This is a genomic window from Streptomyces sp. NPDC102437 (assembly GCF_044765565.1).
In the GTDB taxonomy this organism is placed as follows: Bacteria; Actinomycetota; Actinomycetes; order Streptomycetales; family Streptomycetaceae; genus Streptomyces.
This window is the reverse complement of sequence record NZ_JBIWKI010000006.1, coordinates 284,307-297,888: the sequence shown is the minus strand read 5'-3', so window position 1 is coordinate 297,888 and position 13,582 is coordinate 284,307. Positions and strand designations below refer to the sequence as shown.

11 protein-coding genes are annotated in these 13,582 nt (G+C 73.3%); 3 read left to right on the top strand and 8 right to left on the bottom strand.

Annotated elements, in window-relative coordinates; genetic code table 11:
- Positions 1-114 precede the first annotated feature (114 nt).
- Positions 115-2,208, bottom strand: a complete 2,094-nt coding sequence (locus tag ACIRJP_RS11095) for a HelD family protein (RefSeq protein WP_404171121.1) — start codon at positions 2,206-2,208, stop codon at positions 115-117.
- 429 nt (positions 2,209-2,637) lie between these two features.
- On the opposite strand from ACIRJP_RS11095, the gene ACIRJP_RS11090 reads away from it, so the two are divergent.
- Positions 2,638-2,829 (top strand): hypothetical protein, encoded by a 192-nt coding sequence (locus ACIRJP_RS11090; RefSeq protein WP_404171118.1) that lies wholly within the window; start codon positions 2,638-2,640, stop codon positions 2,827-2,829.
- Positions 2,830-2,901: 72 nt separating this feature from the next.
- A complete protein-coding gene (locus tag ACIRJP_RS11085) occupies positions 2,902-3,282 on the top strand; it encodes a hypothetical protein (RefSeq protein WP_404171115.1) in 381 nt (126 codons plus the stop codon).
- 21 nt (positions 3,283-3,303) lie between these two features.
- Here ACIRJP_RS11085 and ACIRJP_RS11080 read toward each other — a convergent pair whose 3' ends face one another.
- The 3 genes from ACIRJP_RS11080 to ACIRJP_RS11070 form a co-directional block, all read right to left on the bottom strand.
- A complete protein-coding gene (locus ACIRJP_RS11080; RefSeq protein WP_404171112.1) occupies positions 3,304-4,956 on the bottom strand; it encodes a DNA repair helicase XPB in 1,653 nt (550 codons plus the stop codon).
- Positions 4,957-5,072: 116 nt separating this feature from the next.
- Complete coding sequence (locus ACIRJP_RS11075; RefSeq protein WP_404171109.1) at positions 5,073-5,615, bottom strand: hypothetical protein; 543 nt, start codon at positions 5,613-5,615, stop codon at positions 5,073-5,075.
- A gap of 120 nt (positions 5,616-5,735) precedes the next feature.
- Positions 5,736-8,204 (bottom strand): helicase C-terminal domain-containing protein, encoded by a 2,469-nt coding sequence (locus tag ACIRJP_RS11070; protein ID WP_404171106.1) that lies wholly within the window; start codon positions 8,202-8,204, stop codon positions 5,736-5,738.
- 85 nt (positions 8,205-8,289) lie between these two features.
- On the opposite strand from ACIRJP_RS11070, the gene ACIRJP_RS11065 reads away from it, so the two are divergent.
- Positions 8,290-9,375 carry a hypothetical protein gene (locus ACIRJP_RS11065; protein ID WP_404171103.1) on the top strand — a complete coding sequence of 362 codons (1,086 nt, stop codon included), beginning with the start codon at positions 8,290-8,292 and terminating at the stop codon, positions 9,373-9,375.
- A gap of 33 nt (positions 9,376-9,408) precedes the next feature.
- Here the strand turns inward: ACIRJP_RS11065 and ACIRJP_RS11060 are convergent, their stop codons facing one another.
- The 4 genes from ACIRJP_RS11060 to ACIRJP_RS11045 are packed head-to-tail and all read right to left on the bottom strand — an operon-like array spanning position 9,409 to position 13,441.
- Positions 9,409-10,401 (bottom strand): ABC transporter substrate-binding protein, encoded by a 993-nt coding sequence (locus tag ACIRJP_RS11060; protein ID WP_404171100.1) that lies wholly within the window; start codon positions 10,399-10,401, stop codon positions 9,409-9,411.
- A 57-nt stretch (positions 10,402-10,458) separates the two neighbouring features.
- Positions 10,459-11,328, bottom strand: coding sequence for an ABC transporter ATP-binding protein (locus tag ACIRJP_RS11055; RefSeq protein WP_404171175.1), 870 nt, complete (start codon positions 11,326-11,328; stop codon positions 10,459-10,461).
- 11 nt (positions 11,329-11,339) lie between these two features.
- A complete protein-coding gene (locus ACIRJP_RS11050; protein ID WP_404171097.1) occupies positions 11,340-12,434 on the bottom strand; it encodes a FecCD family ABC transporter permease in 1,095 nt (364 codons plus the stop codon).
- The gene (locus ACIRJP_RS11045; RefSeq protein WP_404171094.1) at positions 12,431-13,441 is read right to left on the bottom strand and encodes a FecCD family ABC transporter permease; all 1,011 of its coding nucleotides are present in this window, start codon (positions 13,439-13,441) and stop codon (positions 12,431-12,433) included. Before ACIRJP_RS11045 ends, ACIRJP_RS11050 begins: the two co-directional genes overlap by 4 nt.
- Positions 13,442-13,582 lie beyond the last annotated feature (141 nt).

Here is a 13,582-nt window from a genome sequence, read left to right as displayed (position 1 = left end):
GGGGGGGGGGGGGGGGGGGGGGGGGGGGGGGGGGGGCGGGGGGGGGGGGGGGGGGGGGGGGGGGCGGGGGGGCCCCCCCCCCCCCCCCCCCACCCCCCTCGGCGCCGGAGACGACTACGGTCGCAGCTCGTCCGGCAACTCCGCCGCGTGCACCACCGTCAGCCCCGACACCGCTCGCGTCAGCGCCACGTACAGGCGGCGCAGGCCCGTCCGTTCGTCCGGCTCGCCGTCGACCACCGCGGCCGGCTCGTCCAGTACCACGTAGTCGTACTCCAGGCCCTTCGCCAGCGACGCCGGGACCAGGGTCAGCCGGGACTCGGCGGTCGTCTCCTCGCCGGGGGAGAGGTACGCGTGGCCCGCCGCGCTCAGGGCCTCGGCCAGCGCGGGGATCCGGGCGTCGGCCGCGATCAGGCCGATCGAACCCTCCCGCTTCAGGGACTCCTCGCACTTCGCCAGCACCGCCGCGTCCAGCTCCGCCGGACCGGCCACCTCCCGTACCTCCAGCGAACCCGGCGACTCACGCACCGACTCCACCGCCGCGAGGCCCGGCGAGATCACCGGCAGCAGCCGCGAGGCGTACGCGATCACCTCGCGCGGCACACGGAAGCCCGCCGTCAGCTCCTCCACCACCGCGTCCGACTTGCCGAGATGGTGCAGCGCCTGAGCCCAGCTCTCCGTCGACCACGGCGTCGTGCCCTGCGCCAGGTCGCCGAGGACCGTCGCCGAACCGGTCGTGCAGCGGCGGCCCACCGCCCGGTACTGCATGGGCGACAGGTCCTGCGCCTCGTCGAGCACCACATGGCCGAGCGAGTGCGTACGCGCCACCAGGTCGTTCGCCTCGTCGATCAGCACCGCGTCCGCCGCCGACCACTTCGCCGACTTCACGCTGCGGGCCGCCCTTCTACCGGATCCAGGCAGCGTCCACAGGATCGCCTTCTGCTCGTCCTCGCTGAGCAACCCCTGGGCGTGGGCGGCCAGGAACTCGGCGTCGGACAGCAGCCGGAGCACCAGCTTCGCCGGGTCGACGGCCGGCCAGATCGCCTTCACGGCCGCCTTCACGGCGGGGTTGCGGGCCACCGCGTTCTGCACCCGGTCGTCGGGGGCCTCGCCCGCCTCCTCCATCCGGACCAGGACGGCGTGCGCGATGCGCTGCGGAAGCGCTTCGTGGGCGGAGCCGTACCGCATGTCGCGGGCCAGCAGCTCGTCGACCATCTCCGCGACCTCGTACGCGGGCACCCGCCAGCGCCGCGAACCGCGCACCACCACGACCGGCTCCACCGGGGGCGTCACATGCGAACGGATCGCCCGCCGCAGCACCTCGGCCATCCGGGCGTCGCCCTTGACGACGGCGGCGGCCGCCGTGTCCGTGCCGCGCACCTCGATGCCGGCCGTCACCAGATCGTCGACGGTCGCCTGCTGCACCGCCAGCTCGCCGAGGGCCGGCAGCACCTGCTCGATGTACTGGAGGAAGGACCGGTTCGGCCCGATGACCAGCGTGCCGGTACGGGCCAGCCGCTCGCGGTGCGCGTACAGCAGATACGCCACCCGGTGCAGGCCCACGGCCGTCTTGCCGGTGCCGGGACCACCCTGCACGCACACCGTTCCGCCGAGCTCGCTGCGGACGATCTCGTCCTGCTCCGGCTGGATCGTCGCGACGATGTCCCGCATCGGACCGACGCGCGGCCGCTCGATCTCCGCCTGGAGGAGCTTGCTCGTCTGCTCGGCCTCGGCGGGATCGGTGAGGTGCTCGTCCTCGTACGCGGTCAGCTCACCGCCGGTGTAGCCGAACCGGCGGCGCTGCCCCACGTCCTGAGGGTCCTTCTTGGACGCCCGGTAGAACGGCTGCGAGACGGGCGCGCGCCAGTCGATGACCATCGGGTCGCCGTCGGCATCGTGGACATGACGGCGCCCGATGTAGAACTGCTCGCCCTCCGCACCCTCGGCCTGATCTGCACCGACCCGGTGCAGATAGTCCAGGCGCCCGAAGAAGAGCGGGGTGTGGGCGAGATCGGCGAGCGACTTGATGCGCTCGTCGATCTGGGCCTGAAGTACTGCCGCGTTGACCCAGTTCGCGGTGACATCGCGGATGTCCAGGGCCTGGGCGTCCTCGCGCATGGCGCGCAGCGCGCCGCGGGACGCGGTGAGATGGGCGCGTTCGCGAGCCAGCGGATCGTTGGTGGTGTCGCTCTCGTGTTCGTGCGCGGGCACGGTGTTGCCTCCGGCTGTTCAACGCAGGACGGCGGACCGCATCCGGCCCCGGACGGTGCTCGGGGGCGATGCGGTCCGCTCGGGGATCGATCACGGGTACGCGCAGCGGGTGCGCGTACGGCTGTCGGCCGGTTTCCGTCCGGTCGGCGGCGCTCCCCCGGCTGCCGGCGGGCCCTCGCGGGCCGCTGCCGGTACCACGGTGCGGGAGGCGGGCAGACCGGCGATTGTATAGACCGAGGCCGCCGAGGGCGAACGAATTACCGCCGGGAACATCGATCCCGCCCGCCGGATCCATCCCGTAGGGGACGGCATGCGACCGCAGACCTACCGGACCACCGCCGGTTTCCGCCCGTGGGTCCACCCGCGCCCCCGCCGGATTCAGCCCGCGGGCCGATGCCCGTACCGGCCGGGCGCAGGACCATGGAAGACATGAGCACAGTCCTTCTGAGCCCCCGCAGGACCGGCCCCGCGCACGGCGCGACCGCGGCCACCGGTCACCACCGCACCCACCGTGTCGGCGACGCGGTCCGTGCCGTCAAGGTCTTCGCCCGCGCCGCGTTCGGCGTGGTCGTGCTCGGCGAGTACCCGGAGGAGGCGGGCGTCCGCCGCCACGAGCACTGAGTACCCGGAACATCCCCGGTGTGAGTATCCGACCGGAGGTGGTCCGGCCCTGCCCCGGGATTGGGTAGCGGTATGGAGAACCCCGCCCCGACGAAGCCCACACCGCCCGAGGACCCCATCCGCCTCGACGGCTGGATCGCCCCCGCCATCGCCACCGTGGCCGCGGTGATCCTCTCCTACGCGGCACTGATGGCCGTCCTCTTCGCCTTCATGGGCCCCGGCGACTGCGACGTGCACGACGGCTGCTCCTGGGGCGCCGACGCCACCCGCACCGTCATGGGGGCCGCCATCAGGTCGATTCCGTACGTGACGCCTCTGGGCCTGCTCGTCACGTGGGTGCTGCCGTGGCGCTCGCGCTGGACCGCGGCCCGTCGTCGGGCCACGGCCTTCGCGCTCCTGCCGCACGCGGTGATCGCGGCGTCCCTGCTGCCCCTGCTGGTCTTCAGCAGCTGACCGCCGCCCTCGACCGCTGTCTCAGTTCTCGGTGTTCTCCGTCAGCAGCTCGTCCGCGTCCACGATCCGGTACGCATACCCCTGCTCGGCCAGGAACCGCTGGCGGTGCGCCGCGAAGTCCTGGTCGATCGTGTCGCGCGCGACCACCGAGTAGAACCGCGCCTCGTGCCCGTCCGCCTTCGGCCGCAGCACCCGGCCCAGGCGCTGCGCCTCCTCCTGGCGCGAGCCGAACGTCCCCGAGACCTGGATGGCGACGGTCGCCTCCGGCAGGTCGATGGAGAAGTTCGCGACCTTCGAGACGACCAGGACGTTGAGCTCGCCCTCCCGGAACGCGTCGAAGAGCCTCTCGCGCTGGGCGTTGCTCGTCTCGCCCTTGATCACCGGGGCGTTCAGGTGCTCACCCAGTTCGTCGAGCTGGTCGATGTACTGCCCGATGACCAGGGTCTGCTCGCCGCGGTGCTTGCGCACCAGCGCCTCCGTCACCTTCCGCTTCGTCGCGGTCGTCGCACAGAACCGGTACTTCTCCTCTGCCTCGGCGGTCGCGTACGCGAGGCGCTCCGAGTCCGTCAGATTGACCCGCACCTCGACGCAGTCGGCCGGCGCGATGTAGCCCTGCGCCTCGATCTCCTTCCACGGGGCGTCGAACCGCTTGGGTCCGATGAGCGAGAAGACGTCCGATTCGCGGCCGTCCTCACGCACCAGCGTCGCCGTGAGGCCGAGCCGCCGCCTGGCCTGGAGATCGGCGGTGAACTTGAAGACGGGTGCGGGCAGCAGGTGCACCTCGTCGTAGATCACCAGCCCCCAGTCGCGGGAGTCGAACAGCTCCAGGTGCGGGTAGACGCCCTTGCGACGCGTCGTCAGCACCTGGTACGTGGCGATGGTGACCGGCCGGATCTCCTTGCGGGTACCGCTGTACTCGCCGATCTCGTCCTCGGTCAGCGAGGTCCGCTTCACCAGCTCGTGCTTCCACTGCCGGGCCGAGACGGTGTTCGTCACCAGGATCAGCGTGGTCGCCTTGGCCTGGGCCATCGCACCGGCCCCGACCAGCGTCTTGCCCGCACCGCAGGGCAGCACGACGACACCCGAGCCGCCGTGCCAGAACCCTTCGACGGCCTGCTTCTGGTACGGCCGCAACGCCCAGCCGTCCTCGGCGAGATCGATGGGGTGCGCCTCGCCGTCCACGTAACCGGCCAGGTCCTCGGCCGGCCAGCCCAGCTTCAGCAGCGTCTGCTTGATCTGCCCGCGCTCGGACGGGTGCACCGCCACCGTGTCCGGGTCGATCCGCGCCCCGACCAGCGGCTGCACCTTCTTCGAGCGGAGGATCTCCTCCAGCACGGGCCGGTCGGTGGAGGTCAGCACCAGGCCGTGGACCGGGTGCTTGGACAGGGTGAGGCGGCCGTACCGGGCCATCGTCTCGGCGATGTCGACGAGCAGCGCGTGCGGAACGGGATAGCGCGAGTACTGCACGAGCGCGTCGACGACCTGCTCGGCGTCGTGCCCGGCGGCCCGCGCGTTCCACAGCCCGAGCGGGGTCAGCCGGTAGGTGTGGATGTGCTCGGGCGCTCGCTCCAGCTCGGCGAAGGGCGCGATGGCACGACGGCAGGCGTCGGCCCGGTCGTGGTCGACTTCGAGGAGCAGCGTCTTGTCGCTCTGGACGATGAGGGGTCCGGTCACGCGCGTCGGCCCTTTCTGCGGGGTACGGCCACGGATGCGGCCAAACGTCCAGTGTGCCGCATGCGGGCGCGGTCGTGCCGGGTGTGGGCGTACACGCCGGTGCCCTCACCCGCCGGTCAGTCCCTCCGGCGGTGGCCGCGTCCTTCGGGGAATTGGCCGAGGTGTACGGCGCGATGGGCGGTCACCGCCAGCTGCCGGGCGTCCTCGGTGAAGCTGTCGATACGGATCGTGCGTCCGTCGGTCAGCGTGAAATTGCAGGTGAAGCCCATGCCGCGGGCCTCGGCCAGCGGCCGGCCGTCCTCGCCCCGCGCGCCGACGGACGCGATGTCCTGCCACGGGATCAGGGTGGCGGTGCCCGCCACGCGGTGGGTCAGTCCACGCTCGTGGACGTCGAAGCTCTGCTCACGGGTACGGACGCCCTGGACCAGCCGCCAGATCCCCAGGCCCAGCCCCACCAGCCCGACGCCGAGCAGCAGGCCGGCCAGCTGCGGAGCGCCGTCGGTGGTGCCGATCGACGCGATGGTCACCGGTATCCCGAAGGCCATGCCCGCCGCTCCGACGAAGAGCAGGACTCCGGCCTGCCGCAGCCTTCTGCCCCCGTCGGTACGGTGCTCACGGACGAATCCCCCCAGCTGCCTGGCCGCATCGGTGCGCCGCATGACATCCCCCTCCAGCGTCGTGGACACACCAGAGTCTGCCCTTCGAAGAGCGGGCACGCCTCCGATTCGCGCGCACTGCCGCGACGGGGACGGGGACGGGGACAGGGACGCGCCGCAACCTCACGCCGTCTGGTCGTCCGCCAGTTCCGCGACGCCGGTGATGCGGTGCAGCGGGTACGTGCGGACCTCGTCCGCCGTGTGGTCGTAGGCCGTGACGAAGCCGCCCTCGACCCGGACCGGGGCGATCACGCGCTGGCTGGCGGCCCCGTCCGCGTTCACGTAGCCGATCCAGAGCGCCGAACCGGTCATCGCGGCGGCCTGGACGGTGGCGAGGGTCTCGGCGGAGGTCGTACGGGGCAGGGCGCCGGGTGTGGCCGCGGGAGCGCCGGGGGACTCCGGGGCGTCCTTGCGGACCACGGTGGCGGCCGTGTCCCCGGCCCGGATCGCCCGGACCGCCGCACCGAGCAGGGTGGCGTCGGGCACCGGAGGGCCCTCGGGGACGGGGACGGGTGCGGTGCGGGGCGGGGTGCGGCGGGCGCCCGCGCGGGTGATCAGGACATCGCCCTCGGCGGACTCGGCGGCCGGGGCGTACCCCATGTCGCGCAGCCCCTCCAGCAGGGACGCCGGGTCGACCTGGGCGGCCAGCGCGGTCGGTGCGAGGCGGCGCAGCCGCAGGGTGGCCGAGCGCTTGTCGGCCAGGATCTCGTTCAGCACGGCCTCGTCGTCGCAGCGCACGTACGAGGAGGCGGCGCCGATCCGGAGGTGGCCGTGGCGGCGGGCGACGTCGTCGATGAGGTAGCTGAGCGGCTGCGGGACGGGTGTGCGGCTGTGGGCGGCGAGGAAGGCGTGCAGGTCGGCCGCGGACTGCCCGGCGTCCAGGGCGCGGCGCACGGAGCCGGGGGTGAAGCGGTAGACCGTCGCGCCGCCCTTCGACTCGATGTCCGCGAGGGCGGAGAGCGTGGCGGCCAGGGGGCGTTCCAGCGGGCCGGGGGCGACGGCCGTCAGGTCGGCCTGGAGCAGCACGTGGTCCAGCGGCTCGGGGATGAGCGGCGCGAGCAGCGCGGCGGCCTCGGCCGGTCCGGCGTCGAGCAGGGCGCGGGTGTGCGCGGCGAGCGCGCCGCGGCCGGTGATGCCGAGGAGCTCGGACTCGTTGAGCGTCCACAGGGCGATCCGGGACCGCAGATCCGTGGTGTCCCCGGCCGAGGCGGCGGCGCCGCGCAAGGGGCGTTCCCAGCGCAGCCGGGCGAGGACGGTCTCCGGGTCGGGGGCGGTGCCGGGTTCCAGGGCGGCGAGGAGGGCGAGGACCCGGTGGCGTACCTCCGGGGCGGCGGAGCGGTCGAGTTCGGGGCCCAGCGCGGACAGGGCCCGGCCCTTGGCGTCCTGGCCGCCGACCAGGCCCGGCGTGCGGGTGGCGGCGAGCCAGGCGGTGGCGAGGCGCGTCCAGCGTTCCTGGGCGGGCAGGTCGGCCCAGTCGTCGTACGCGGGCGTCGGCGCGTACCGCTCGTCGGCCTCCCCGTCGGAGGCCAGCAGCCCGGCCGCGTAGGCGAGTTCGACCCAGAACGCGGCGACCGGCTCGGGGACCTCCAGTACGGTGGCGGCCTTCTTCAGCTCGCGGACGCTGAGTCCGCCGGCCCGCAGTATCGGGGGCCCGCCGCCGTTCCAGCTCTTCAGGAGCTCCTCGACGGTGTTCACGGCCAGCAGCGCCTGACCGGCCGCGGCGCTGTCCACAGCCTGTGGATCGCGGTTGGCGACCGCCTCCACGGCCGGCGGCCGCGGCTCCGGCACGCGGTGGGCACGTCCCGCCCGCAGATGCAGGGCGGCCTCGCGGGGCAGCACCACGGTACGGGTCGACACCGGCAGCAGCAGCCCGTGGTCGCGCAGCCACTTCACGGGCGGAGTGGGGTTCGGGGTCACCTCCCCGTACGGCGGCCCCCACACCAGCCGGTCCAGCACGGACAGGGCCTCGGCCGGGGCGGAGTCCAGCAGCTCGCCCATCCTGGCCCGGTCGGTGAAGAGCGCGGACAGGGCGGTCACGGCGGAGACCGGGTCGTGCGTGGCGGGCAGCCCGGCCGAGGCCAGGATCTCCTGGAGGCGCCCCGGGGACATGCCGGAGGTCGCCTCGGCGACGGTCGGCCCGAGACCGGTGGGGGAGGCGTGCTGCGGGGACGGCGCGAGGATCTCGCGCGCCGTGCGCACCAGCCGCAGCCGCTCGTCCTCCCCCCAGACGAGGGCCTGTTCGCGCAGCGTGGCCAGGGCGCCGGGCAGCGCGTCGGCGATCGCCGACCCCGCGTCGTCGCGGTGCTCGCCGTCGTCCCGGCCGTCGCCGGTGAGCAGGCCGAGCAGCGTCCCGTACGGGGCGGGGTCGGCGGCCACCGCGAGCGCCTCGGCGGTCTGCAGGGTGAACTTGTCGAGATGCTCCAGCGCGCGTACGACGGAGGCGCGGGTGCCGGCCCTCGTCGCGAGCTGGGTGATGTCGCCGGGCACCGGGTTGAGGAGATCGGGGCGGGCGCTCAGCAGCCCGGCCAACGACTCGTCGTCCCGGGCCCGGAGCGCTTCGGCGAGCGTCCGCGGTGGTGTGGTCATCCCCATCCGTCCCACGGTAGTCGCTCCGGACAGGCCTGAGAGGCTCTCAGGGCGCTACCGTCGGTGCAGGGCGGTAGAGGGGAACGATCGCGTGGGGATCGAGAGCGACCAGCTGGTCTACGACTATCTGAGCCGGGTCGGGGACCTGGCACAGCAGCAACAACTGTCCTCGGCCGCCCGGATGAGGCTGGTCTCGACGCTCCGGGGCGAGATCGACCGGCAGCGCGGAAAGCAGTCCGGGGACAGTCCGGCGGCGGTCCGCCGCATCATCGGGAGGCTCGGCGAACCGGACGAACTGGTGGCCGCCGCGGCCGCGTCGGGCGACGGGACGGTGGAGCTCGCGGGGCGGCCGGAGCCCGCGGCGGACGAAGGACGCAGCATTCCCCGTCCGCGCAAGGGGATGCTCCGGAAGGACGGCAAAGACAGTTCCGGCAAGGGCGCGTCGCGGCCCGAGGAGCCCGGACCCGGTGCGCCGGAAGAGCCCCCCGCGCCGGCCGGCCGGGTGCCGTCGCCGCCGCACATGGCCGGTACGGACGAACTGGGGCCGTCCGGGAGCGAGGCCGACTGGTGGCGGGTCGAACCGGGGCCGTTCGGTGCCGGGGTCGATGTGCCCGGGTTCGTCGGCGGCGTCGAGATCCCGGACATGATGAAGCCGCCGCCGCCCCGGGGCGCGGTGCCGCGCCCGCGCGCGGCGGAGGACGAGGAACGGGACGAGCAGGACGCGGCAGACGCGGAGGAAGAGGGAGCAGCGGGGGAAACGGAGGAGGAGGCGCCGCGCCGCCGCCGGCTTCTGCGCCTCGGCCGCCGTGCGCCGCGCGAGCGCGGGGCGGGCGGCCACGGCTTCTCCCACCCGCTGCTGCTGCTCGCCGCCGTGCTGCTGGTGGCGGGCGCCGTGACGGGGTCCTGGCTGGCCCTGGCGGGCGGCTGGCTCCTCGCGTACAGCTCGCGCACGCTGTCCCGTGCGGAGGCGAAGTGGGCCGCGATGGGGCTGCCGGGCGTGGTCGCGGCGGGCGCGCTGGTCTGGCTGTGGGGCAGGACCGACGGCCGGTGGGGCGAGCCCGTCGGGGCCGGGCAGATGAGCGACGCGATCGGCGAGATGTGGCCGTGGGTGGTGCGGGGGGCGGCCGTCGCCTCCGCGCTCTACCTGGTGTGGCGGTCGCGCAGGCCACGGCCGTGACGCCCGGGCGCCACCGCTCGAATTGAAGGAACGTCAGCCGGTCATCTTCGCCTGGAACTCGTCGAGGATCTGGCTCGCGGCGGTGTAGCCGATGCCCGCGATCCACAGGCGGTCGTCGACCTTGAAGACCTTGCCGTCCTTGGACGCCTTCAGCCCCTTCCACAGGCCGCTGTTCATCGTCTTCGTCGTCCCCGCCTTCGCGGGGTCGCCGTACGTCGACGTGAAGACGACGTCCGCGTCAGCGAGGTCGATCCTCTCGGGCGACACGTCGTACGAGAAGCCGTCCTTGGCCTTGTCGGCGATCGCGGGGCGGCCCATGCCCAGGTCGGCGAGGACCGAGCCGATGTAGTTCTGCTTGCCGTAGATGCGGATGTCGGCACCCTCGACGAAGCGGACGAAGTTGACCTCGGTGGCGGCTGCCTTCTCCTTGCCGCCGACCGCCTCGGTCACCTTCGCGATGTGGGCCTCGTAGTCGGCGACGGCCTTCTTCGCCTCGGCCCGCTTGCCGAGCGCCTCCGCGTGCAGCTGGAAGTTCTCCTTCCAGGCCGTGCCGGTGGACTCCGTCATCACGGTCGGGGCGATCGCCTTCAGCTGCTCGTAACGGTCGCCGTCACGGACCTTGGAGGTGAGGATCAGGTCCGGCTTCAGCGAGGCGACGGTCTCCAGGTCGGGGTTGGCGATCTCGCCCACCTCCTTGATGCCCTCGGTCCGGTCCGCCGGCAGGTACGAGGGGAAGCCGTCCTCCGACGCCGAGTGCGTCGCGCCGACCGGCTGCACGCCGAGGGTCAGCGCGGAGTCCAGCTCACCGGTGTCCAGCACCACGACGCGCTTGGGGTCCACCGGGACCTCGACATCGCCCATGGCCGTCTTGACGGTGTGGGTCTTCGCGGCGGCGGAACCGCCGTCCTCGGAGCCGGAGCCGGAGCCGGACGAACCGCAGGCGGCGAGCGTGAGCGCGCCGGCCAGCGAGAGGGCGCCGAGAGCGAGATGGCGACGGCGGACGGGACGGCGGACGGAGAGGGCCATGGGGTGCCTTTCTTAGGAGTCAGGAGCCGGCAGTCGGAAGCGGGGATGTGCGCGGGCTCACGAACCCGTATCGGCCTGCCACGGCGCACCCGGCACCACGAGAGGCGAACCCGTCACCGGGCACGGGACGATCACCGCCTCCAGTCCGAAGACCTCGCGTACGAGACCGGCCGTGACGATGTCCTTCGGGTCGCCCTCGGCGACGATCCGGCCCGCCTTCATGGCGACCAGGTGGTCCGCGTACCGGGCGGCCTGGTTGAGGTCGTGGAGCACGGTGACGACGGTCCGGCCGCGGGTGCCGTCCGCCGCCGGGGCGGTGAGCCGGCGCACCAGGTCCAGGACCTCCACCTGATGGGCGATGTCGAGGTACGTGGTCGGCTCGTCGAGCAGCAGCAGATCGGTCTCCTGGGCGAGGGCCATCGCGATCCAGACCCGCTGGCGCTGACCGCCGGACAGCTCGTCCACGGACCGGTCGCCGAGCGCGGTGACATCCGTACGCTCCATCGCGTCGGTCACCGCCCGCTCGTCCTCGTCCGACCACTGCTGCCACCAGTGCTGGTGCGGCTGGCGCCCGCGGGCGACGAGGTCGCTGACGGTGATCGCCTCCGGGGCCACCGGGGTCTGCGGCAGCAGCCCGATCGACTGGGCGATCTTCCGCGTGGGGATCTTCGACAGCTCGGTGCCGTCGAGGAGCACGGCCCCGCCGCGCGGCTTCAGGAGCCGGCCGAGTGCGCGCAGGGTGGTCGACTTGCCGCAGGCGTTCGGGCCGACGATGACCGTGACCCGGCCGTCCGGGACGTCGAGGTCCAGTGCCTCGACGACGGTGCGGTCCTCGTACGCGAGCGTCAACTCCCGCGCGCCGAGCCGGCCGGCCGTCGCCGCGGCGGAGCCGGTCGATGCCGTCCCGGCCACCGTGGTGCCGGACATCGGGGTCGAACTCATGCTGTGCCTCCACTACGGCCGCGACCGCCACGCTGACCGCGGATGATCAGCCAGATCAGATACGGGGCGCCGACCGCCGCCGTCAGTACGCCCACCGGCAGCTCGGTTGGCGAGAAGAGCCTGCGCGCCAGCAGGTCCGCGAACACCACGATCACCGCGCCGAGCAGCGCCGAGCAGAGCAGCGGAATCTGCGCGGTGCGGGTCATCCGGCGGGCGATCTGCGGGGCGAGCAGCGCCACGAAGTCGACCGGCCCGGCCGTGCCGGTCGCCACGGACGCCAGGATCACGCCGAGCGCCACCAGACCCAGCCGTACCCGCCCCAGCCGCACCCCGAGCGCGGTCGCGGTGTCGTCGTCCATCGAGACGGAGCGCTGGGCGCGGGCGGCCCACAGCACGGCGGGCAGCAGGATCAGCAGCGTCCAGCCGATCGGCGCTGCCTCGGCCCAGCCGCGCCCGTTGAGCGAGCCGGTCATCCAGATCTGGGCCTGCTGGGCGACCAGGTAGTCGCCCTTCGTCAGGAACAGCGTGGTGACCGAGCGCAGCGCGATGGCGATGCCGATGCCGATGAGGACGAAGCGGGTGGCGTGCAGCCCGCCGCGCCAGGCGAAGACGTACACCAGCGCAGCCGCGGCCACCCCACCGATGACGGAGAGGTACGGCAGCACGGTGTACGAGGTGATGCCGAAGGTCATCGCGCCGACCGTGAGCGCGCTCGCGCCCTGGCTGATACCGATGATGTCGGGGCTGGCGAGGGGGTTGCGGGCGACGGTCTGGATCAGCGCACCGGCGATCCCGAAGGCCAGGCCGACCAGCAGCCCCACGGTCATCCGCGGCAGCCGCAGCGTGCCGACGACCAGCTCGTCCGGGGACGGCTGCCCCAGCACCACCTTCACGACCTCGCCGGGCGCGACGAAGCTCTCGCCGACGCAGAGGTACGCGACACAGACGGCGGCCAGCAGCACGACGAGCGCGGCGGAGACCAGGCCCGCCCGCCGGTGCAGCAGGAACCGCCCCCGCGCCCCGATCCGTACGACCTGGTACCCGGCGGGCCGCACCCGGACCTCCGCCCGGACCTTCGTACCGGCACTCATGCGGGCACCGCCTTCCGGCGTACGAGGGCGACCAGGAACGGCACCCCGATCAGCGCCGTCATGACACCCGCCGGGACCTCGCTCGGCGGGAAGAGGACGCGGCCGATCACATCCGACACCAGCAGCATCACGGGCCCGATCAGCGCGGCCATCGGCAGCACCCAGCGGTGGTCGGAGCCGACGACCGCGCGGGCGATGTGCGGTACGGCCAGCCCGATGAACGCGATCGGCCCGGCCGCCGCGACACCGGCACCGGTCAGCACCGTGGCCCCGAGCCCGCCGACGACCCGGACCGCCGCGACGTTCTGCCCGAGTCCCTTCGCGACGTCCTCGCCGAGCGCCAGCGCGTCGAGCCCCCGCGCGACGGAAAGCACGAGCAGGATCCCCATCAGCAGGAACGGCCAGATCTGCTGCGCCACCTCGGCCTCGCGCCCGGCGATCGAGCCGACCTGCCAGAAGCGGAACTCGTCCAGCGCGGACGCCTTGGTCGTCAGCACCGCCGAGACCACCGACACCAGCAGGGCGTTGATGGCGGCGCCGCCCAGCGCGAGCTTCACGGGCGTGGCACCGCCGCGCCCGCTCGACGCGATCGCGTACACGGCGACGGAGGCGATCGCGGCCCCCGCGAAGCCGAACCACACGTACCCCGTCAGGCTGTGGACCCCGGCGTACGCGATGGCCAGCACCACACCCACCGAGGCGCCCTGGCTGATGCCGAGGATGCCGGGGTCGGCGATGGGGTTACGGGTGATGCCCTGGAGCACCGTGCCCGCGATGGCCAGCGCGGCGCCGACCATCAGCCCGATCAGGGTGCGCGGCACGCGCATGTTCCGGATGACTTCGGCGTTGTCGGAGTGCCCGCCGTGCAGCAGGACGTCGAACACTTCGGCCGGGGGTATGGAGCGGGCCCCCACGGCCAGACTGAGAAGTACCGCCACGAGCAGCGCGGCGACGGCCGCCGCCGTCGCGAGTGCGCGTCTGGAGCGGCGAGGTGCGGCGGCTGACATCGGACCCAATCAAGTGGTGACGAGCGAGTGGCGAAGAACAAGTGGCGCGAACGGTGCAAAGGTAAGGCTTGGCTAAGTCTAAGCACCGCCCTTCCGGGCCCGAACGCCGCACCGGCGCCGGAGTGACGGCTGCCCCGCGGA

Excerpts from the sequence above, each read along its gene's own strand:
- ACIRJP_RS11090 (WP_404171118.1), top strand. The coding sequence starts at position 2,638 with ATGAGCACAGTCCTTCTGAGCCCCCGCAGGACCGGCCCCGCGCACGGC.
- ACIRJP_RS11070 (WP_404171106.1), bottom strand. The coding sequence starts at position 8,204 with ATGGGGATGACCACACCACCGCGGACGCTCGCCGAAGCGCTCCGGGCC.
- ACIRJP_RS11050 (WP_404171097.1), bottom strand. The coding sequence starts at position 12,434 with ATGAGTGCCGGTACGAAGGTCCGGGCGGAGGTCCGGGTGCGGCCCGCC.
- ACIRJP_RS11085 (WP_404171115.1), top strand. The coding sequence starts at position 2,902 with ATGGAGAACCCCGCCCCGACGAAGCCCACACCGCCCGAGGACCCCATC.
- ACIRJP_RS11045 (WP_404171094.1), bottom strand. The coding sequence starts at position 13,441 with ATGTCAGCCGCCGCACCTCGCCGCTCCAGACGCGCACTCGCGACGGCG.
- ACIRJP_RS11075 (WP_404171109.1), bottom strand. The coding sequence starts at position 5,615 with ATGCGGCGCACCGATGCGGCCAGGCAGCTGGGGGGATTCGTCCGTGAG.
- ACIRJP_RS11055 (WP_404171175.1), bottom strand. The coding sequence starts at position 11,328 with ATGTCCGGCACCACGGTGGCCGGGACGGCATCGACCGGCTCCGCCGCG.
- ACIRJP_RS11060 (WP_404171100.1), bottom strand. The coding sequence starts at position 10,401 with ATGGCCCTCTCCGTCCGCCGTCCCGTCCGCCGTCGCCATCTCGCTCTC.